Origin of the sequence: Nostoc sp. NMS2 (assembly GCF_017115105.1) — a bacterium.
Classification (GTDB): domain Bacteria; phylum Cyanobacteriota; class Cyanobacteriia; order Cyanobacteriales; family Nostocaceae; genus Nostoc.
Window position 1 is genome coordinate 58,668 of the sequence record NZ_JABXKH010000160.1, and the last position, 21,552, is coordinate 80,219.

The following is a 21,552-nucleotide window of genomic DNA, read 5'->3' on the forward strand; positions in this document are numbered from 1 at the left end:
CTGCACCCTTCAATCAGTCACACAATCCGCATTCACCACTGGAACAGAAAGGGGTACTGAACTTGCGATCGCAAATAATTGTTCTAGTTGACTCAGACCTGTCAAACTACCACATAATAATACTTGGTCGCCAACTCGCAAATCCATGCCGCCATCAGGATAGCGAATAAATTTACCATCGCGCCGGATTGCCTGTACCTGTACTCCAAATCGCTTGTTGATATCTAAATCTGCAAGGGTTTTACCTAGCGTTGGCGTATCTGCATTGACTGTAACCCACTGGCAAGCACTATTTTCTCCAGGAACAGCAGCTTGTCCCTTAGCAAATTCTGCCAAAGCCGCCAGTTCTTCATCTGCTCCCACTACTAGCAAGCGATCGCCATTTTCCAATTTGGTTTTATTATTGGGATAATCGATTTCATCGCCGTTAGCGCGACGAATTGCCATCAAACTCGCTCCTGTTAAGTAGCGCATATCGGCTTCTTCTATGCTCATGCCAATTAAGGGCGAATCAGATGGTAAAGGATACCAGCGCTGATTTAAATCGCGGGTTGCTTGGCGCAAATCACGAGCAACTTCAGTTGCAGAACGTTCTGGGCGCAAATCTAAATAATGATCGTTGCGGATTTGCTGCATTTCCCGTTGGACAACTGCTGGTGACAACAAGCCTAAGCCAGTTAATAAATAAGTCGCCATTTCTAAACTTGCTTCAAACTCTGGTTGCACCACTTCTCTGGCTCCCAATTGATACAACACTTCAATATTTTTATCCTGGGTAGCACGGACAACCAAATCTAATTCTGGGCGCAATTCCAAAGCGCGTTTTAAGCTAAGACGGGTACTTATGGGGTCAGGGAGTGCGATCGCCATTCCTTTGGCATAATTCACTCCGGCGGTTTCCAAAACGTGTAAACTTACGCAATTGCCATAAACATAAGACACTCCAGCCTCCCGCAATTGCTGAATTCTCCTTTCTGATTGGTCAATTACCACCACAGGGAGGTTGTGTTGCAGCAACAACTTCACCAAATTTTTGCCGACTCGCCCATAACCGCAGACGACTACATGGTCTTTGAAGGGCAAATCATCTGATACATCCAGCGCCTCTTGTTCTTCTAAGTACGGTTTCAACCAAGGCATTGATTCGGCAAAGTTGAATAAAAATGGTACTAACCGCAATACAAAGGGAGTCAGCATGAGAGTAACTGCGGTGGTTCCCAAAATTAATAAGTATATCTGTCGAGACACTAGCCCCAAAGACTGCCCTTCACTGGCGAGAACAAAGGAAAATTCCCCAATTTGCGCCAGTCCCAAACCGGCGATGATGGCTGTTTTTAAAGGGTAGCGGAACAGCTTTACTAGGGGCGTGATAATCAAAAATTTACCTACGAAAACTATTGCCACCAACCCTAAAATCAATTCCAGGTTGTTCCATAAAAACACTGGGTCAATTAACATCCCAATGGCGGCAAAAAATAAGCTGGCAAAGATATCTCGCAATGGTTCGACATAAGTTAGGGTTTGATCGGCGTATTCCACCTCAGAAATCATCAAACCCGCGACAAATGCCCCCATTTCAATCGATAGCCCCAAATGCTCTGTCAACAGGGCAATGCCCAAACATAAAGCTACAACCCCTAATAAAAATAGTTCTCGGCTTTCAGTCCGGGCTAACAGTTGCAACAAAGGCGGTATCAGCCACATCCCCGCAGCTACTGCACCAGCAGCAAATAAAGCAATCCACAGTAGCGCTGTTAGCACGGCGATGCCAATGGTTTCTGCTGGTTGGTTGAGGGCTGGTAAGACTGCTAACATCAGTCCCAGTGCCAAGTCTTGGACTACCAAAATCCCCAACATTACTTGTCCGTGAGGCGTTTCTGTTTCATTGCGTTCCATCAAGCACTTGAGGACAACCGCAGTGGAAGACAAGGACAGAATACATCCCAAAAACATCCCCTTAGCAGGTAAAGTTCCCCAGGCCCCGCTTAACCCGCAAACCACAACTGTTACCAAAATTGTCAAAGCAATCTGGAGTCCACCTCCACCAAGAGCGATCGCTTTTACCTTCTTGAGTTCCGCAAAGGAAAATTCTACACCCAAGGCGAATAATAAAAAGGCGACACCGAACTGTGCCAGAGTCTCTACTTGAATAACTTCTTTAATCAATCCCAGTCCCGTTGGCCCAATGACTATCCCGCCGATGAGATAGCCTAGCAGCACCGGCTGTCGTAAAAGTGCCGCCAACAATCCACCACAGGCTGCAACGCCCAAAACTAAAACTAAATCAACAATTAGCCTAAAATCTTCTTGCACCAGTTTTAAAAGAACTATTTATTAAGACCTATTAATTCAGGATACAAAGTTTTACGATCTCAAACAGCTTGTTTGAGAATTGGGCATGGGGAATTGGGGATTGCCCTTTAAATTTTAGGTGAGCTAAGGGCACTCAGTAATAGGAGTGACCACGGCATTTTAATATCGGGTATAAGCCATGAGTAGTTTCTCAATATTGGCAATGCAGCCGGTAGCACAAAACGTAAAGAACGTAGCGATGCGGGGCGATCGCCATTTTCATCGACAATTCCATATTTATCAGCTAGTTCGGCAACAATCTGCACACGTCCTGTACGGCGCATTAAGTTTGGTTCACAAGCAAGGGCAGCAATTACCCGTCCAGTTAATAAGGGAGTTTCCCAGTTATAGCGATCGCTAATTAATGAGTTTTTTTGCTCAGTAGCATTGGTTTGATTCATCTCGGCAGCAAAACGGGAAAAAAGCTCAGTCCCAACAATACCTGGCCAAATTGAAACAGAAGCGACATTATGGGGTTTTAACTCAACAGCCATATCAGCTGCTAGGCGATCGCAAGCTGCTTTCCCAGCACCATAAGCTGTATTAAAGATATAAGACATACTACCCCATGAAGAAATGGTGCAAATTAGTCCAGAGTTACGTTTGGTCATCATTCGCGCCGCAAAAACACTCGCAACGTAGTGGCTACGAAGACCAACGTTGTTGCTTGCATCCCACAGACTTGGTTCACAATCCCAAAAGGGCTGTCCATAAGCGTCTTTTAATGCCTGAACTCCTGAGTAAGCATTATTTACTAGTAAGTCGAGTTGTCCATCCTGCTCATCTTGGATGCGCTCAAACAGTAAACGCACCTGCTCATCGTCGCTGTGGTCTACTTGGACGGGAATACACACACCACCGGCTTCCTCTATAGCTGATTGGGTTTCACCAAGACTTCCTGAAACCGCATCGCTGGAAGAGTTGTTGAGGCTGCGTCCCGTGACGTATACAGTTGCCCCAGCCTCAGCCAAACCAATAGCAATTCCCCTACCAATTCCCCGCGTAGCACCTGTTACCAATGCCACTCTATTCTCAAGGTGTTTCACAATCGTTTTTCTCTGCGGTTAATTTATCGAAAGCGGCGAGAAACTCCATCCCAAGAGTGGGTGTACCGTGATAGTCGCCCCGCCGCTTAGTCCAAACAGGCCAAACAGGGCATTGGTAATTCTTCCCCATGCCTTGTTTGGCCGATTCCCCATACCCAAAAACTTCATCCCAAGGTAGGTTGTTACAAAACGTAAACAGGCTTAAAGTCCTTACTAATGACAAATGACCAATGACCAATTAGCTTTAATTGCGCCGACCTACTTAACCAATTAATTTCTGCCAGCTAGCAGGCCCGACAATTCCATCGGCATCTAAACCATTTTGCTTTTGAAAGTTTTTAACTACAACCTCTGTTTGCGGCCCGTAAACACCATCATTTTCAACACCTAAACGGTATTGCAAATATCTAACAACTGCACCACCAGCATGGTTTGGTCTGATAATTCGTTTTGCCAAAATTAGATTTATAGCATTCCATGTAGCTTCATCGGCAACTCCAGTTGGCTGAACTCCGACAATCGCCTGAAATCTTTCGACGGCAGATTTGGTGTTAGCCCCGGTTAAGCCATCTTCTCCTAACGCATTACCATTTTTATCAACTATTTTGAGTCGATTTAAGGCTTTTTGCAGTCGGAGAATAGTTGTATCTATATTCCCCTCTTCATCTGGTACAGGGTTAACAGGAGTACTTGGCACTTTACCAGTTAAGCCTTTAACGATCGCATTAGCCATTGCTTCAGGATTAAAAAGATTCATATCTTTTTGCGAATCGATGAAGCAACCTTCTACAAGAATCGCAGGCATATCTGTATTTTTCAAAACATACAAGTGGGAACCACTCTTAACGCCGCGATTAAAAAATCCCAATTTGACGATTTCATCTAATACAGGTTTAGCGATTTTTCTCCCTGTATCACTAGTTGCAAATACTTCTGTGCCGTTAGCTTGTCCGTTAAAGCAGTTAAAATGAATCGAGACGTAAATATCTACTTTACTCGCATTAGCTGTAGAACATCTTTTTGAAAGCGAGTCACGGACTGAACTAGCACTACTCGGTCTACATACTACGACTTCATTGCCTAAAGCTCTTAACTTGGCTATTACTCTATTACCGACATCTAGAGTTAAATTATCCTCAAACTTAATTCCTCTTGCTCCTGTGTCTGGTGGGCAATTGTGCCCGCTATCAATTCCAAATTTCATAATTTCATCCTCAAATTACTTACTTTTTACACTAGTTCAAAACTCTTCCAATTATCAAGACAAAGTTTTGTTAATAAATTTGTTGAAGTACTTGTTCGCAATGTCCGCATTGTTTTAAGCATGACTACGCTAGCAGACAAAATAAGTTTTTCTGTGAACCTGAACAGCAACTTTTATGTATTAGAATCCATTAATTCTAAGTAAGTTTGGAGCCAAAAACACAACCATTATAATTTATCAAAATCGGAAATAACTTGTTATTTTTTGCAATAAATTGAAATGCAGCAATTACCCCCGTTGTTTCGAGATGCATAGCACGAGAAAAGATACATCCTTACTCAAACCTCTTCCCAACTATTGGAGACGCTGCGCGAACATGGGAGAGTTTTCCCCCTGCCTTCTGCCTCCTGCCTTCTGCCTCCTTGATTTCCACCATTTTGTACTAGTACGGCTGAATGACTGACATCTGTAGGTAGATATTTAACAATCAGCCTGAAAGCACGTTTAAGATTTAAGTAAAGAAATATTTCGTAGTTTACAGGCATGAAACGCATCGTCTTGGTTGCTGGGTTTGAATCATTCAACGCTGACTTGTACAGGAAAGCAGCTTTTTTGGCTAACTCTCGCTGTCCTGAGTTGGATATTCGGGTATTTAGCGATCGCAATCTTACCAGTCAACGCGCCGAGGTAGAAGCAGCACTTGATAACGCTGATGTATTTTTCGGTAGCCTCCTATTTGATTATGACCAGGTTGTGTGGCTTTGCGATCGCATTTCCCAAATTCCCATCCGCCTGGTGTTTGAGTCAGCCTTGGAATTGATGAGTTTAACCAAGTTGGGTGACTTTGCCATTGGCGACAAACCGAAAGGAATGCCTAAACCAGTTAAATTCATCCTCGACAAATTTAGCAACGGCCGAGAAGAAGACAAACTTGCTGGTTACATCAGCTTCTTAAAAATTGGCCCCAAACTACTGAAATACGTCCCAGTGCAAAAAGTCCAAGACTTACGCAACTGGTTAATTATCTATGGTTACTGGAATGCTGGCGGTTCAGAAAACGTCGCTTCATTATTCTGGACACTAGCAGAAAAATACTTAGGTTTAAAAGTCGGCGACATTCCCCCGCTAGTCGAAACCCCCAACATCGGATTACTCCATCCCGACTATCCAGGATTTTTTGAATCGCCCCGCGAATATTTAGAATGGTATAAAACCCATTGTAGAGACGCGATGAATCGCGTCTATTGGGAAGACGCGATTCATCGCGTCTCTACAAAACCCGTTGTCGGAATTCTCCTCTACCGCAAACACGTCATCACCAAATTACCCTACATTCCCCAACTAATTCGCCGTTTTGAATCAGCCGGGTTAACTCCTTTACCCATTTTCATCAACGGCGTAGAAGGACATGTGGCGGTACGAGATTTAATGACAACCGACTATGAAATTCAGCAACGGCAACTAGGTAATGTAGAGACTGCCTCACTTTCTAGTGAAGCAGTTAAAGTAGATGCGATCGTTTCGACAATTGGCTTTCCTCTGGTGGGTGGCCCGGCTGGTTCAATGGAAGCTGGCCGTCAGGTGGAAGTAGCAAAGCGCATTCTTACTGCCAAAAATGTACCTTATATTGTTGCTGCACCACTTTTAATTCAAGATATTCACTCATGGACGCGCCAAGGTGTGGGCGGATTGCAAAGTGTGGTGTTGTATGCCTTACCAGAATTAGATGGGGCTATTGACACCATTCCCCTTGGAGGTTTGGTGGGCGAAGATATTTATCTGGTTCCCGAACGGGTGCAGCGATTAATTGATAGGGTGAAAAGCTGGGTGGCTTTGCGGCAAAAACCTGCATCAGAACGCAAAATTGCCATCATTTTATATGGATTTCCCCCAGGTTATGGTGCTGTGGGGACTGCTGCATTATTAAATGTACCGCGTAGTTTGCTGAAGTTTCTCCACGCACTGAAAGAACAAGGTTACACCGTTGGGGATTTACCTGATGATGGCGAAGAATTGATTCGCCGGGTAAAAGAAGCGGATGAAGCTAATCCTCTTGTGGGGTGGGCATCTTGCCCGCCCTTAGACACCCACCCCACAAGTACTGTAAATGTCAGCACTCTAGAAAAATGGCTGGGATATTTACAAACTTCTCGCATCAAAAAACAATGGAAATCTCTCACGGGAACTGGTATTAAAACTTATGGCGATGAATTTCAAATTGGCGGTGTGCAATTAGGCAATGTGTGGATAGGTGTACAACCACCTTTGGGGATACAAGGCGACCCGATGCGCTTAATGTTTGAACGAGATTTAACGCCTCATCCGCAATACGTAGCTTATTATAAATGGCTGCAAAATGAGTTTGAAGCTGATGCTTTGGTTCATTTTGGAATGCATGGGACGGTGGAATGGTTGCCTGGTTCTCCTTTGGGTAATACGGGTTATTCTTGGTCGGATATTCTGTTAGGAAATTTGCCTAATCTATATATATATGCGGCGAATAATCCTTCTGAATCGATGTTGGCAAAACGTCGCGGTTATGGTGTATTGATTTCTCATAATGTACCGCCTTATGGTCGTGCAGGTTTGTATAAGGAATTGGTGGCGTTACGAGATTTGATTTCGGAGTATCGTGAAGATCCACAAAAGAATTATGTTTTGAAGGAAGGGATTTGTAAAAAAATTGTGGATTCTGGGTTGGATGCTGATTGTCCGTTTGCGGATGCTAAACGGTTGGGGATTGGGTTTAGTCCTGAAAATATTCGGATGTTTAGTGGTCATGCTTTTGATGCTTATTTGGTGGAGTTGTATGAATATTTACAGGTTTTAGAAAATCGGTTGTTTTCTTCGGGGTTGCATACTTTGGGGGAAAGGCCGAATGAGGAGGAGTTGGGGGCGTATTTGGAGGCTTATTTTGGAGACGAACCGCCAAGACGCCAAGAACGCCAAGTAGAGGAAAGGTTAATAAGGGATTTGTTGATGCAATCTACGGATGAGTTGACGAATTTGTTAAGGGGGTTGAATGGGGAGTATATTCCGCCTGCGCCTGGTGGGGATTTGTTAAGAGATGGGGCTGGTGTTTTGCCGACTGGGAGAAATATTCATGCTTTAGACCCTTATCGGATGCCTTCGCCTGCGGCATACCAACGGGGACGAGAAATTGCTCAAAAAATTATTGTGCAGCATTTGGATGAATATGGGAAATATCCTGAAACGGTGGCGGTGATGTTATGGGGATTGGATGCGATTAAAACTAAGGGTGAATCTTTGGGGATTTTGTTGGAGTTGGTGGGGGCTGAACCCGTTAAGGAAGGAACTGGTAGAGTTGTTCGTTATGAGTTGAAGCCGTTGGCTGAGGTTGGACATCCCCGGATTGATGTTTTGGCTAATTTATCGGGGATTTTTCGGGATAGTTTTGTAAATATTATCGAATTGTTGGATGATTTATTTCAACGGGCGGCTGATGCTGATGAATCGGATGATCAGAATTTTATTAGGAAACATGCTTTGGCTTTAAAAGCCCAAGGTGTGGAAAATGCATCGGCGAGATTGTTTTCTAATCCGGCGGGTGATTTTGGTTCTTTGGTGAATGATAGAGTTGTCGATGGTAATTGGGAATCTGGTGAGGAGTTGGGAAATACTTGGCAAAGTCGCAATGTATTCAGCTATGGGAGAGAAGATAAAGGTCAAGCTAGACCGGAAGTTTTGAATACGTTGTTAAAAACTAGCGATCGCATTGTTCAAGAAATCGATTCGGTAGAATATGGTTTAACTGATATTCAAGAATATTACGCCAATACTGGCGGCTTGAAAAGAGCAGCAGAAAAACAAAGCGGTAAGAAGGTTACAACCAGCTTTGTGGAAAGTTTCTCGAAGGATACTACACCCCGCAATTTAGATGATTTGCTACGAATGGAGTACCGCACTAAGTTGGTAAATCCTAAATGGGCGCAAGCAATGGCGAATCAAGGTTCTGGCGGCGCTTTTGAAATTTCCCAACGGATGACGGCGTTGATTGGATGGGGTGGTACTGCTGATTTTACTGATGATTGGGTATACGATCAAGCGGCTGATACTTATGCTTTAGATGCAGAGATGGCGGATAAATTACGTAAGGCAAATCCTGAAGCTTTTCGCAATATTTTAGGGCGAATGTTAGAGGCGCATGGGCGGGGTTTTTGGGAAGCTGATGGTGATAAATTGGATAAGTTGCGGCAATTGTATGAGTTGACAGATGAAGAGTTGGAGGGGGTAACAGTTTAGGAAATAGATGGGTTAAAGCTTATTAACGCATCACTGTTAAAATAACATAGCGGTTCCCAGTTGAGTGAGGTACAAAAACCCCACCCCCAATCCCTCCCGCTCTTCGATAGGGGGCTATGATGTATTTCATTTGATTATGAAATGATTTGGTGGGGGTGCAAAAACGCCTATCTTATATAGGTTTCAATCTCTAATAGGGATTTTGATGAATTGCAATGAATTGCAATGTTTCGCATTGTCCTAACCCACCACCTACCCTGCTCGTTTCAATCCCTAATAGGGATTTTGATGAATTGCAATCAGCAGATGCCGGAACTAGTTCCGTTGCTGGAAATGTTTCAATCCCTAATAGGGATTTTGATGAATTGCAATGCAATCTGGCAAAGATATACCAGAAAGAATACGCCAAGAGTTTCAATCCCTAATAGGGATTTTGATGAATTGCAATAAGCCGCGCAAACCACCCCCACCCCCTCCACCAAGTTTCAATCCCTAATAGGGATTTTGATGAATTGCAATAGCGGGAGGCTGAAAGCCAAGCTGTATTTAGTTTTCAAGGTGCGGTTGCGCGATTCAAGAGCAATCATAGCATTAGAGAATTCGTTTGAAAAGAGTGCCGGGAAATTTAAAGACTAAAACCCTATTTTGATAAGCATTTCAGAGGTTGCGCGGATGATGATTAGGTGACTAATGGGGTAAAACCTTTGCTGGAGTTGGGATAGAAGCACTTTTTTATAGCTATAGAATTCGTACACCTACCCTTCCGCGCATTTGAGATGCAGAAACCTAGCTACAAGGAGACTCAGCAAAGAAAATTGTTTCGTCTCGTGGCTGTTCTCCGCCAATACGTTCGACTTTTGCTTGACAACAGGCACAGAGAAAATAAAAGCGCACGCTGTCAGTGTCGGGTTTAATCAATTTGGCTAAACGCGATCGCAGTTTAGCATACTGAGTGGGAGTGACATCGCACTCAAATACACTCAGTTGCATCCATTGTCCATAAGACTTGAGAATCGAATGGATTTTAGTCCGACGCTTATCTTCTGGAATGTCGTAGCTGACAACAATATACATGGGAAACTTATTTGAGAACTAAAGGGGGATATTTATCGATTTCGTTCATCAGGTACTTACTCAATAACCTCGCCTGAATTTCAAAGGATTTTTGATAGGTACATTTGTTTCCCATGACTGGATGTTTGAATTCCGATTGTTTCTTTTGTTCGTAGGCGCGAAGAAATGTATGCAATCCTTCTTTGGTTAAAGATACAGCACCACTGAGCGGTTCGGTGGTAAAGTCAGTTAGGGTTAGCGATCGCTTGTTAATCAGCGACAACACTACAGCATCCACTATTAAAGGGCGAAATTCTTCCATCAAGTCTAAGGCTAGGGAAGGTCTACCATAACGCTCGACGTGTAAGTATCCTAGATAGGGATCGAAGCCAACAATATTTAAAGCACTTTGCACGTCATGGCGTAGTAATGAATACCCGAAACTCAGTAGGGCATTAACTGGATCGGTTGGTGGGCGGCGGCGTCTGGCTTCAAATCGGAATTCTGGGGTTTTGATTAGCTGTTGAAAACAACCAAAATAGGCTGCACTACCCGCACCTTCTAAGCCTCTGAGGGAATCAATACTGCTAGTTTTTTCGATTGGTGCGATCGCGTTTTCCAATCGAGTAATGTTATTATTCAGGTCAATGTCAGAATGTTCTCGCTGAGTGCGAAGTAAAGTATGGCGGTAATTTTTCAATTTACCTCGCACAAATCCTCTAACTAAATGTATTGCTGGTTGTGATTCTCCTACAGCTTGCCATTGGGCTTTCCGAACAAAGATATTTTTGGTAACTTCTGGTTCTAAACGCCCTAAATATCGTCCATTTTGTGTGAGAAATGTTAGACAAATGTGACGTTCTAAAAGTTCACTGACAACGGAGGGAGAAACGGTAGCCCGTCCTAGTATTACAATTCCCTCTATTTTAATTAAAGGGATATCCAAGATTGTTTTTTGTTCAGCTTTGACGGTGAGACGTTCGTCAACTTTACCGATAAAAGCATCAGCTTGTGTTACGTAAACAGTTCCCATTTTTGATTCTTCCTAGTAATAATTGGGGTTTGGGCGAATAGAATTCGCAGCTACACAGACAAAACCCGCCTACGCGGGTTTCAAACTTGTAAGTCCACGCAGGTGGACTTTGTTTGTATAGCCGCGTTCGCCCTTGGCGTGCCGGAGGCATCATTCTATTCGCCAGGGTATGATTTAACATTTTTGAGAGGTCTAAGTCCCTCGCTTCTAACAAGCGACAAATTTTGCGTTGGGGTCAAAATCCCCATTACGAATTACGAATTACGAATTACGAATTATTTAATTGACTTCTTGATAAATTTTGACTTTATCAGTTGCTTTGGGTAAACATTGCGAAGAAAGACTGCATCCTTTGCAGCGTTTGCTGTAAACTGGTTTTGGCATTGCTCCTGTTTCTAGGAGATTTGTAACAGATTGAATAGTTGCGATCGCACTTTGTCTTAACTCTGCATTAATCTCTACTAATTGCCGTTGATGGGAGTGGGCATAATAGATATATCCAGTGTTAACTGGCTGTCCTGTCATCTCTTCTAAACATAAGGCTTGGGCACAAACTTGCAACTCATCGTTATCCCATTCGCCTTTACGTCCTCGTTTGTATTCCACTGGATAAAATTGACCAGATTCCGCTTCAATTAAATCAGATTTTCCGATTAGTTTGTATTGCTCAGACTTTAGCCAAATTGCTCGAATCTGCCAAGTTTCCCCTCGCTGTCCATCGCCTGTGGTGTGGACGCGATCGTGTAATGTAGTGCCTTCAATTGTGTATTGATTATCGACGAATTCGCCTGCACAAAACATCCGCCAACAGCGATGCGGACAATAGGCATATTGATTCAACGCCGCAATAGAAATATATTCAGTGTGATTCATAACTTACGTGGTTTTTAAATGATTATTGAAATTAGGGAGAATATAGCCGCCGCATCATCCCCATGCCCATAGTTGTTTTTCTTCCGACACCGCTATATAAGGCAAAGTCAGCTAAAGCGTTAATTTGCTTAATTTGAATCGGTTCAATTTCTCCCAAAATCTTGTAGTTAACTTCGCCAAGAATGCCAATAAATTTGCTACGAGAGTCAGCTAATATTTCTGTATGAATATTGACAAATGAGGGAAATATTGACTCAATCGCAATGTGAGAAAATTCTATGCCACTGTATTTATTCCACCGCGAAAGTAGGGAATTAAAAACAGATTCTCTGGTAGGAAGGGTAGTATCATACTGTCCTTGACGGAAGGCGGTAGGCGTAGAGAAGCTAAGGTTTATGGAAGAATTGCGTAGGCGTAGCCCGTCGCAGACATCGCTAGCTTCTTCGTATAATTGAGCATAAGTACTGGCATTTGCCCAAGGTTGAATAGATTGGGGTGTGCCTTGAATGCTGGTAATATACAAGTCAGCCGGGCCAAGATGCCAAGGGCGATTGGGATTAAGATTTAGCCAAAGTTGGGTAAGTTTGCTAAATAAAGTGTCATCTAATAAAGAGATGCGCCACCAACAAGGTGTTCCGGCGGGAATGGGTTGTTGATGTGAGTATTGCAATTTAGATCCCCCCTTACCCCCCTTTAAAAGGGGAGAGTTTGTATTACTAATTTGTAGAGGGGAGAGGGTGAAAGCTTTATCTGCGGTGGAATCGTGCAAGCGATCGCCCAAACTTTGATCTACAGAACTAACCAGGGTTAAAAATAGGGCGTGGAGATGTCTACCTGTAAGATACTGCGGTGGAATGGGCGATTGAGGTAGCAAATTCAACACTAAACTATGAGGCATACTTTCTCTTTTTGGTTGTAGACTGAGTGCTTCTTGACTCTACAGTGAACTCAGGGATTTCCTGGAGTTCAGCTTCACTCAAACTATACTGCTCACAAACTAAACTTAGGCGATTTCCTGGGGTTTTGACGGCGTTAACCGAATGGGTTAAATCACCTTGAAAATAAACTAAAGTATTGAATTGGGGCTTAATTTGCCCAAGTTGGCGTTTGTGCGATCGCAATATCAGTTCTCCCCCTTCCATATCTGCCGGTACGCGCACATAAAGCACACTGACAACCGCAGGTGGTTCAACAGTTTTGCTGTAGGAACGCAAGGAGCGATCGATATGCGGATCGACGCGGGAGCCTTCCTTTAGCTGTAAAGGATTGAGGTAAAAAGCATTACAATTCGGCTGGAGAGCCAAATCTAGGTAAGGTTTGAAGTAGGGAAACTGCTGTTCTACTTTTGCTAATCCAGAACGTTGAAATACTACAGAAAATCCTTTCGTGGCGACAAAATCGCGGTTGAGGTTGTTGATAGCAAAGTAAGAGCAAGCTTGGATTTCTCCCCACAAGTTGTTGAGGTAATCGCTGGGGAAGGCGTTGGTTTGTTGTTGATAGTGTTTCACTAGGGATAGAGGAGCGATCGCTAAATGTGGTATCTAAAATTTTAAAGACTGTCGAGTGATGATAGTAGTATTCTTTTAAGTGAGAAAAACTACATAAGGAGAAAGACCAATGAGAATTGATGATTACAATGCAGCAAAGGCACTAACTGAAAAACTTAAAGAGAACTTACCCATTAAAGCACGAGCCGGGAAGGAGTTTTTGAAGACATTAAAGCAAAAAGGAGTAAACGCCGATCCAGACAGAGAATTTGAAATTGATTTCGTTGGCTATTCAGGAGATGAAGGCGGGATTATGTGCGGACTAAAAGAGCCAAATAATCCCGAAAGTGAAGAAAAATATGTTTCTTCTATTACTCACCTAAAGATTGATCCTAATCATCCTCTAGCTGCTGAAGTACAAGCTTATCAGCGCCACCGAATTCGTAAGTTAATGTTGCAGAATTCCAGAGGTTTTAAAGCAGAGCTAATGACGCTAGATCCGACAAAACATAAACCCCGTGGTAAAGGTTTTGGGAAGTAATTAACTCCGAAAACGATATTCTATCCGAACTGGAATTTTTAAGTTTTGAATGCCATCAAATTGATAATATTGTCCTCGCATTTGGACATTCTGAATTAAGCTCACTGGAGGCATATTCACAACATCATAGCTAATCACTTGATTAGTGAACATTACATCTAAAGGATTTAATGGATGTGTACAAGTGAATATACCTTCAGAAATTTTATGTTTCGGTAATTGTTCAACCGTCACTTCAGCTTTACTCATCCATTTACCCAAGCGAATCCACTTTGATAGTTTGAGTTCTTTTTGGGAGATGACAAAAAACTCAAATTGACTTTCTGCTGCTATTTCTTTAGCTCTCCCAAAACTAGGGATATTTTTTTGTGTTTTCTCCATTTCAACGTGATAGTTGTTGTTAGCATACTTCCAGGTGTTGAGGATGGAAGAATGATTGAGCGATCGCGCCGGAGTTACGTAAATTTGCTGTTGATTGAGTGGCGTTAAATGCTCCTCATATTTTGGCACTTGTTCGGGGCAAAAATAGCGATAGGAATGTTCTTCAGCAACGGTAGTAGAGTAGATTTGGCTATCAACTAAACCCAGTGCATAACAGAGAGCATAATTGTGAATTATTGCTTCTGTTTCATACAATCGCCCGATTTCACGAGTTGCGTAATAGAGGCTGTCATGAAGTTCTATTTCACAGCGGTAAATAAACACCATATTGCTTACTCCGCTACAGCAGCAGCTTTCTTATTACCCTTGGGATCTTTCTTAGCGTCTTTCTTACCTGATTTAAGAACCCATGTTTGAGCATAAATAGATGATTCAGCATTTGCTTGGCTCAACATTTCTTGCAATCGAGTTTCATCACTGGTGATAGACTTCACTTCACTCAAAAGTTGTGTGAAGGATGCACCAATAAAATCAGTATGAGAAATGCACTCTTGAGACATTAGACCAGTAATTGCTTGTGTAGCCGCCTCTAAAACCTCGTCTTCATTGAGCGGATCAGGAGGATTAATTTGCTTTGGAGTTGCATTGTTCATTACGTCATATATCTTTTGAGTCCAGAGAAGATTACTAACAATCTCGCCATCAGCGAAAATCACTCCAACTAACTCATTACGTACTCTACCAGTACGGGTAGTCTGCGCTCCGTAATGGCGTGTTCTGAGAATATTATTGAAAACATAGAGAAATCCAGCTTCAGTGGGATCTTTCAGTGTGACAATACTGGGGAAAAAGACTTGAGGTAAGATATGGTCTTGACTATTAATACGGCTAGTTACTTCCCCTTGACGGCTCATTGTCCCATTTTCAAAAGGTGCATTGAGGGTAAAGTTAAGGTGAGAATCATCAAAAGGTGTGATGGAATAAGCTGTGTCTACAACTACTTTCGACTTTTCAGAACCGGAATCACCAATAGCAAAACCGTAGAGAATACAATCAGGAGTAGTTTTGCTGAAATCTACGTTGTAGTCGCATTTTTCCCAGTCACCAATTTTGTAGTTACGTAGTAATTCTCTACCTGTTAAACGTTCTGGTGTAGACTGTTTGCGCTTAAACATTGCCAAGCGACTAATAGGTTCTTTGTTTTCAATTCCAGCACGTACTCTGGCTTTATTAAGTTCACCATCTGTCTGAAATAAAGGATAAGATTCTGTAACGCGAATAGTAATGAAATGAACATATTTCCCCATTGGTTTAGCAGGGATTACATCGTGGAAAAATTTAGAATCGAGTGTTTTCAAGAATTTCATGGTTAGGTTCCTTAAATATGGATTTTGCTAAGAATGATAGATTTGATACTATGGTGCATCTTCAGCATAGTCATCAGTAATATCTTCAGGATGATTTTGCTTGCGGTTTTTCCAGTATTCATCTTCTGCTACACGATAAAGATATTCACAAGTATCTTTAATAAGGTTCAATTGTGTACCTGCTAAACGAGCGCGATCGCCTTTAAAACATTCGTAAAAAATTACCTCTACAAAATACTCAGCAAACTTATAAACTGCTTGTCGTTCTTCTTCAGATGTTAAATATCGCAATTCTCCATTAACTAAGTCATAAGCAGCCTGTCCTTCTGCTTCTTTACGTCGAACATTATTCATGAGTTTTGCTAAACGTGATGCTACTACCTCCGTAAGAGATTTTTCATCACTAGCTATAGATTTTTCAAATTTCAAAATAATATCAGCAGCCTCGTCAATTGGCTTGATAATTGCATTAGTTTTTGGTGATTTTCCCTTGCTTTTAGCTCGATAAAAACTGCGATACAGTTTTGTTAATTCCTGAAGTTTAGTCATGTCATCTCCTTTGGGATCGAAGTAGTAGTAAAAATCTTGATACAGCCGAATCTTGGCAATAGATACAGAATCAATCTTGTCTTGCTTCCGTAACCATTTATTAAGGTAATGGAAGACATAGAGAGGACTAGTTTCTAAATCCCGTGCCAAATCTGCTAATTTTCCCCAATCTGAATCACCATCCTTTTTACGGTTAACTTCCAAGTGAATGCAGTAAGCAGCAGTGAGAGCATTGAGGGGAGAAAATTCACGCTGTTTTGAAGTTCGAGGCAAAATGCTATCTAGACGATATTTATCTTTTTGAATCAAAGAACGAATCGCTTGATGTTCTCCATCAATTAAAACTGTTTCTTCAAAATCAGCACCACTAATAAAAGGTGGTACAGGTGATTCTGAAACTACCACTTTTACATCAAGAACAAGCGGTAATACAAATGCTAACCAAGCTGGCATTATCCACGATTCTGTATCTGTTGGTTCTCTTCCTGGTGGTAAACCAATAAAGAAGAAAGTTAATGTTTCATCATCGGGATAGCTAATTTTAAATGTCTTATCATCTTCTGGTGGAATATCCTGCTTAATCAACAAATCATCGACTTTTTGATAGTTGTAAATTGTCAAATTTGCAACTTGTTCTTTGGAAACAAAATGTTTGCGAAGTTCAGCATCAAATCGAGTTTGAGATATGGCGTTATAAGCCTTTTGCAAAAACTTATTTGTTTCTGGAGTAAAGAAATAAGCAGGATAGAGATAGAGATAGCGATATTTACGACCTTCAAAGTCTGCACCAGTCGCGTTAGTCTTACTCATCATAATTTGTCTCAACATGATTTCAATTGACCAGATTGAGCAAATTTGCCGCTTTGCAGCTTGAGCATTAAATAAAATTTGGCGATTGCTGTAAACTTGTGGTGCAAATAACGTTGCTGACTCCATTTGCTCCGTTACAGTGTAGGGAGAACTAGATATAGCACAAACATTTTCTCTACCTCTTCCTGTAACTTTTGCAGCGTTATACCTACTTATCTCTATTAAAAATTGGTCTGGCTTAGGTTCAACAACCGCACCTGTTGGTAAAGAAATAACTCGACTTACATAAGTGCGTAAATCACTCCAGCCATCAGAAATTGCAAAATCTTCTAAAATAGTTTCAATGAGTTTGGAAGTATATTTAACCATACCTTCCATCAACTCAATATTCTGCGCTAAATTTTTACCTAGATTTTTCTGGTAATATTTAGCCGATAAATAATACCAATCTAAAGGAACTCCTCCTGTTTTCTTGAGAGATTGAATTTGTCTTAAAGCTGGTATTTCCTCTAGCAAACCCAAGTATTCAGCTAGTTTTTCAGTCAGATTTAAATCAGGAATATTTTTACGTTCAGCTTTAGGAAATTGTTTTTGGTATTCATTGGCGCGTTCTTGCCATTTACCCCAAATACCTCGACATATAATATCTCCAAATTCAGCTAATCTATCAATTTGAATTTCATTACCAAATACAACATCTATATTTTGTGGTAATTCTCCTTGTGTCTGAAAAGTTTGTAAACTTTCACTCCGCTTACTAGATGAGGCTAATTTAGTATCAGGCAGTATACTGATAGCTGCATTAATGCTGACTTCCATTAACTCATTAGCACGGAAAAATAACCAGTAGTAATCAGCGAACTTGAAACCTTTACCATCTCGACTAAAACCTGTTTGTCGCTTTGTTAACTGCTTACTGCATAATGTTTTTATTTTATCTACAACTTGATTGGGAATATCAGTAGTACGAATTGCAGGTGCATCCTTACTGGCAAGGTATACTACACCATCTGGTAAATACAATAACTGTGTGTAGTATTGCTTAGGATGTACATCCATCAAGGCATTATTAATAATATTCGTCAGCACACCACGATTATCTGATAATGCATGGTAGCTAAATCTTAACTGACCATTACTTAAGTCGTTTAATAACTCAGGTAATTTTTCATTTCTGCCATCACTCTCTACATCACGAGGATGTTTTAATAATGAAGCAAATAAATCAGACATTTTTAACAATCTGTGCAGAATATTCCGCACTCGACCATCTAAACGAGGACGCAAACCACGAATTTCTAAACCTCGATCAGCATCACTTCCATCACCAGCATTGCTACTCAGCCATACAATATCATCGATACAATTTTCCCAATCTTCACCCAAAAAAATATCTAAACTAAGATCCTGAATTTTTTGTTTTACATACTCGCGTCTTAAATTTGGTGCATCTGATTTTTTTGCAGGGTCTTTACGCCAATCACGGTTTTTAAATACATCATCTGTGTCATTTTCTTTCAACCAAATTGGATAGTCGGGGAATTTTTCAAAGTCATGTAGAATATACGCAGCTACAAATAAACGAGTTTCCTTTTCTTCACATTGACGCTTAACAGGGTTAGTTTCCAGTTCTGGTGACTTTAATTTCTGAATAATTCGGTAGGTAGGAAATAAACCATTAAGCAGATGAGATAATAAAGATTGGTCATGTTTACTACGTTCAACATTTTTACCTTCGGATCTACGGTCTTCTGTAAATTGACCTCCCTTAGCTGTTGCTCCTACTAATTGATAAATTAGTTTAGGTAACACATTTTCTGCAAAACTAATAATTATGAAATCTCCCTTATTTTCTGGTACTTCTTTAATTGCTTTTTGGAATAGGCTAATAGTTAAAATTTCACGCTCAATAGGAGTATCTTTTTCGTCTTCATCATAGTTATCTAAGTCTGGAATTTCAGGATATTCATCAACGTTATTCATACTTATTTCTATTCTCCATCTTGACTATATAAATCTTGAATTGTCTTAGCAGCAAATGCAAGACACGCTAAAATATCTTCTCGTTCTATACCTATATATGCCTCCAAAATGCTCTCAATAGTTTCTCCACCAGCTAATAAATCTAAAATTAAAGAAACCCAAATACGATGTCCGCGAATGCAGGGTTTGCCAAAACAGATGTTTGGGTCAATCGAAATTCGAGAAAGCAAATCACCTTCAAGCATTAGTATTCCCAAAATTTGATGTTATGTAACTTTCTAACAAATCCAGCCATCATCCTTTTTCGGCTTCCGAAACCAAAGTAAGGTTTCCAGCATTAGTGCAGATTTACCAAATGCTATAGTGTACGGTGGCGACTTCTTATCGTCGCTACTATATTTATCTGCTAAGGAGTATGCTTGAAAATGGATAGGTAAACCTAACTTTGCTCTGAGGTAAGTGCGATCGCAATCTGAAAGAAAGCATACTAAACCCCTACTCGATACAGCATCACTTATTTTATTAATCCCGCTACCGTGGGGTTGGCGAATTTCTAAGTTTTTGAGAACCTGGACTTTACCAGACTTGGCAATGTCGCTGATATCTTCTGGATAGTAAAATTTCCAGTCTTCTCTTACTTCTCGGTAGCCAGTCAGTTTCAAACAGCATAAAGCTTCTTGAAAACGAGTGGTTGTAACTCTAGATTTTTCAGCTTGTTGTATAAATTCCTTTCTATCCATCCATTCAAACTTAAAGTTGCTGAGAATACCCGGTAAGTTATAAATTTTAAAACGTTCATTTTCTGGTTCCTCTGGATTTGTTGAATCATAAATTGCACAATCTAACTGACTACTTCCCCGAAAACTTCGTGCTTCATCAATGACTTTCTTTTTCTTTTCTTGTAAACATTGATTAATTTGTCCATATTTTGTCCAAATATTGACATCAAGTGCTTTTTCAATAGTCTCTTTAAAGTTTTTCTCTGCATCGGGATATTGATGAGTCAGTCGTCTTAATTCTTGATGAACACAAGCTGATTGAATAGCACCCCAGCGTTTAGGGTATTGCTTAAATTCATTGACAAATGGGTAACTTGAACGAATAGCTTGTGTAAAGGTTACTCGGTCGTAAGTTTTGCCATCTTGCAAACAGTCTGAATCAGGTTTGAATAATGTTTGAACAATAAATTTGGGAATCAAAGCATAAGCATGATAAGGATGAGGGTGAAAATCTTTATGTCTGCCTATCCGGCCAAAGCGTTGAATAAAATTACCTGCATCAGCACCTTCAAATACCAAAAAATTAATTCTAAAATCTACACCTACATCAATAGTTGATGTTCCTATAAGCAAATCGGCTTTCGCAACTGATTCAGCTTTTTCTGTCTCACCAGTTAAACCCGTATTTTCTCTAACTTCTAAGTCTAAAGGGTTAAAAATTTTTTTAAAATGCTTAACTAGTTTCTTAACCGCAGCAATAGAGTTGAGAATAATTGCACCTTTACTACCTGGATAATCTTGAAAAAACTTTAAAATTACTGATTCGGAATTTTCTATCAGCCAATCATAACTAGATGAAAAATTAGGTTCTAGTGTTTGCGGAAAAAATAAAGTTATTGGTTGACTAATTTGCCGCCATTGAGTGCCATTTTCTGAAAAACAATATTTTCCTTTTTTGGCTGGATCAATTTCTTTATAATTAATGCCAGATTTATCACAAAAGTCTAGCAATAAATCATCTGGTGTTGCCGATAAAAACAAAAATTTCTTGCCTGGAACAGTATGCTTAATTAACAATATTGCATTGAATATACTTGCAACTTGAGCCGAGGAAAATACATGAAACTCGTCAAATATAAACAAATTGTAGTTATCATCTATTTTACTGAATAGCTTATTGGCGTTTTCTCCCTTGGTTTTACCGTCTTTTTTAAAACGCCTAAGATAGCGAAAATCGTGAATATAATAAAAAATATCGGGATTAGTCAATAAAATTTCTGCTTGGTTGGAAAGATTAGTTAATCCAGACTGTCTAGTTGGTAATTTATTCGTTTCGATAAAATCTTCCAGAATAGCTGCATTCAGACGATAAATCTGTGGGTTTTTCTTTGGTTGAAATTCGTCCTTATATTTTTGTACTTGCTTTTCCTGATCTCTCGCTAACTCGTTAGTCGGGTAAGTTGCCATTGTGGATACACCATCTGTCATAGCCAGAAGAAAAGCAGCCAAGCTTTTACCATCCCCAGTGATGGCAGTGTTGAACACTATATCAATATTTGGATCGCACAACGCCTCCAAAGTTTCCACTTGATGCCAAGAAAGCGACCAATCTTTAGGTAATTTCACCCCGTCAGGTGTAGGGACGGTTTGAGAATAAACAGGTTTGAGATTTATGCTGTAATTTTCGGACATATCCTTGAAAATTCCCTACAAATGCTTGGGTTATCGTAATTTTTATGCAAAAAGAATGACAGACTTAGTAAATCTAATCAATTTCTGCCACCAATGGTGGCAGTTTTTATATATGTGCTAAGAAATACTACTTACAAATTTCTGCAACCATTGGTTGCAGTTTTTCAGATGGGTATAAAACATCTCCAGCCTATTTCTC

17 protein-coding genes and 1 CRISPR repeat array are annotated in these 21,552 nt (G+C 40.7%); of the genes, 2 read left to right on the forward strand and 15 right to left on the reverse strand.

What is annotated here, in order from left to right:
• Window positions 1–9 precede the first annotated feature (9 nt).
• From HWQ36_RS29195 to HWQ36_RS29215, 5 genes are all read right to left on the reverse strand, one after another.
• Complete coding sequence (locus HWQ36_RS29195; RefSeq protein WP_292709355.1) at window positions 10–2,313, reverse strand: cation:proton antiporter; 2,304 nt, start codon at window positions 2,311–2,313, stop codon at window positions 10–12.
• Between the two features lie 107 nt (window positions 2,314–2,420).
• The gene (locus HWQ36_RS29200; RefSeq protein WP_292709356.1) at window positions 2,421–3,398 is read right to left on the reverse strand and encodes an SDR family NAD(P)-dependent oxidoreductase; all 978 of its coding nucleotides are present in this window, start codon (window positions 3,396–3,398) and stop codon (window positions 2,421–2,423) included.
• Complete coding sequence (locus HWQ36_RS29205; protein ID WP_292709358.1) at window positions 3,385–3,528, reverse strand: hypothetical protein; 144 nt, start codon at window positions 3,526–3,528, stop codon at window positions 3,385–3,387. The genes HWQ36_RS29200 and HWQ36_RS29205 overlap by 14 nt, the downstream gene beginning before the upstream one ends.
• A 132-nt stretch (window positions 3,529–3,660) precedes the next feature.
• The gene (locus HWQ36_RS29210; protein WP_292709360.1) at window positions 3,661–4,602 is read right to left on the reverse strand and encodes an N-acetylmuramoyl-L-alanine amidase; all 942 of its coding nucleotides are present in this window, start codon (window positions 4,600–4,602) and stop codon (window positions 3,661–3,663) included.
• A gap of 338 nt (window positions 4,603–4,940) precedes the next feature.
• Window positions 4,941–5,147: a hypothetical protein gene (locus HWQ36_RS29215; protein ID WP_292709362.1), complete on the reverse strand. Its 207-nt coding sequence runs from the start codon at window positions 5,145–5,147 to the stop codon at window positions 4,941–4,943.
• Here HWQ36_RS29215 and bchH point away from each other — a divergent pair.
• The gene (gene bchH, locus HWQ36_RS29220; RefSeq protein ID WP_292709364.1) at window positions 5,146–8,865 is read left to right on the forward strand and encodes a magnesium chelatase subunit H; all 3,720 of its coding nucleotides are present in this window, start codon (window positions 5,146–5,148) and stop codon (window positions 8,863–8,865) included. The two genes, HWQ36_RS29215 and bchH, sit on opposite strands and share 2 nt — an antisense overlap.
• Window positions 8,866–9,045: 180 nt before the next feature.
• A CRISPR array of direct repeats spans window positions 9,046–9,384; the repeat unit is 37 nt; unit sequence GTTTCAATCCCTAATAGGGATTTTGATGAATTGCAAT.
• A gap of 267 nt (window positions 9,385–9,651) precedes the next feature.
• Here the strand turns inward: bchH and cas2 are convergent.
• The 5 genes from cas2 to HWQ36_RS29245 all read right to left on the reverse strand — a co-directional run bounded on the left by cas2 (window position 9,652) and on the right by HWQ36_RS29245 (window position 13,332).
• Window positions 9,652–9,939, reverse strand: coding sequence for a CRISPR-associated endonuclease Cas2 (gene cas2, locus HWQ36_RS29225; protein WP_292709366.1), 288 nt, complete (start codon window positions 9,937–9,939; stop codon window positions 9,652–9,654).
• Between the two features lie 7 nt (window positions 9,940–9,946).
• Window positions 9,947–10,951 (reverse strand): type I-D CRISPR-associated endonuclease Cas1d, encoded by a 1,005-nt coding sequence (gene cas1d, locus HWQ36_RS29230; protein WP_292709368.1) that lies wholly within the window; start codon window positions 10,949–10,951, stop codon window positions 9,947–9,949.
• A 279-nt stretch (window positions 10,952–11,230) separates the two neighbouring features.
• The gene (cas4, locus tag HWQ36_RS29235) at window positions 11,231–11,824 is read right to left on the reverse strand and encodes a CRISPR-associated protein Cas4 (protein WP_292709370.1); all 594 of its coding nucleotides are present in this window, start codon (window positions 11,822–11,824) and stop codon (window positions 11,231–11,233) included.
• 31 nt (window positions 11,825–11,855) lie between these two features.
• Entirely contained in the window at window positions 11,856–12,722 is an 867-nt protein-coding gene (gene cas6, locus HWQ36_RS29240) for a CRISPR-associated endoribonuclease Cas6 (protein ID WP_292709372.1), read from the reverse strand.
• On the reverse strand, window positions 12,712–13,332 hold the full coding sequence (locus HWQ36_RS29245; RefSeq protein ID WP_292709374.1) for a 2OG-Fe(II) oxygenase: 621 nt from the start codon (window positions 13,330–13,332) through the stop codon (window positions 12,712–12,714). The genes cas6 and HWQ36_RS29245 overlap by 11 nt, the downstream gene beginning before the upstream one ends.
• A 109-nt stretch (window positions 13,333–13,441) precedes the next feature.
• Between HWQ36_RS29245 and HWQ36_RS29250 the strand changes: the two genes are divergently transcribed.
• Complete coding sequence (locus HWQ36_RS29250; protein ID WP_292709376.1) at window positions 13,442–13,852, forward strand: hypothetical protein; 411 nt, start codon at window positions 13,442–13,444, stop codon at window positions 13,850–13,852.
• Here HWQ36_RS29250 and cas5d read toward each other — a convergent pair whose 3' ends face one another.
• From cas5d to cas3, 5 genes are read right to left on the reverse strand one after another with little or no spacing between them, the layout of a single operon-like run.
• On the reverse strand, window positions 13,853–14,560 hold the full coding sequence (gene cas5d / locus HWQ36_RS29255; protein WP_292709378.1) for a type I-D CRISPR-associated protein Cas5/Csc1: 708 nt from the start codon (window positions 14,558–14,560) through the stop codon (window positions 13,853–13,855).
• 5 nt (window positions 14,561–14,565) lie between these two features.
• Window positions 14,566–15,600, reverse strand: coding sequence for a type I-D CRISPR-associated protein Cas7/Csc2 (gene cas7d, locus HWQ36_RS29260; RefSeq protein ID WP_292709380.1), 1,035 nt, complete (start codon window positions 15,598–15,600; stop codon window positions 14,566–14,568).
• Between the two features lie 48 nt (window positions 15,601–15,648).
• Window positions 15,649–18,942: a type I-D CRISPR-associated protein Cas10d/Csc3 gene (cas10d, locus tag HWQ36_RS29265; protein WP_292709382.1), complete on the reverse strand. Its 3,294-nt coding sequence runs from the start codon at window positions 18,940–18,942 to the stop codon at window positions 15,649–15,651.
• 8 nt (window positions 18,943–18,950) lie between these two features.
• On the reverse strand, window positions 18,951–19,187 hold the full coding sequence (locus HWQ36_RS29270) for a DUF433 domain-containing protein (RefSeq protein ID WP_292709384.1): 237 nt from the start codon (window positions 19,185–19,187) through the stop codon (window positions 18,951–18,953).
• A 33-nt stretch (window positions 19,188–19,220) separates the two neighbouring features.
• Window positions 19,221–21,353 carry a type I-D CRISPR-associated helicase Cas3' gene (gene cas3 / locus HWQ36_RS29275; protein WP_292709386.1) on the reverse strand — a complete coding sequence of 711 codons (2,133 nt, stop codon included), beginning with the start codon at window positions 21,351–21,353 and terminating at the stop codon, window positions 19,221–19,223.
• Between the last annotated feature and the right edge of the window lie 199 nt (window positions 21,354–21,552).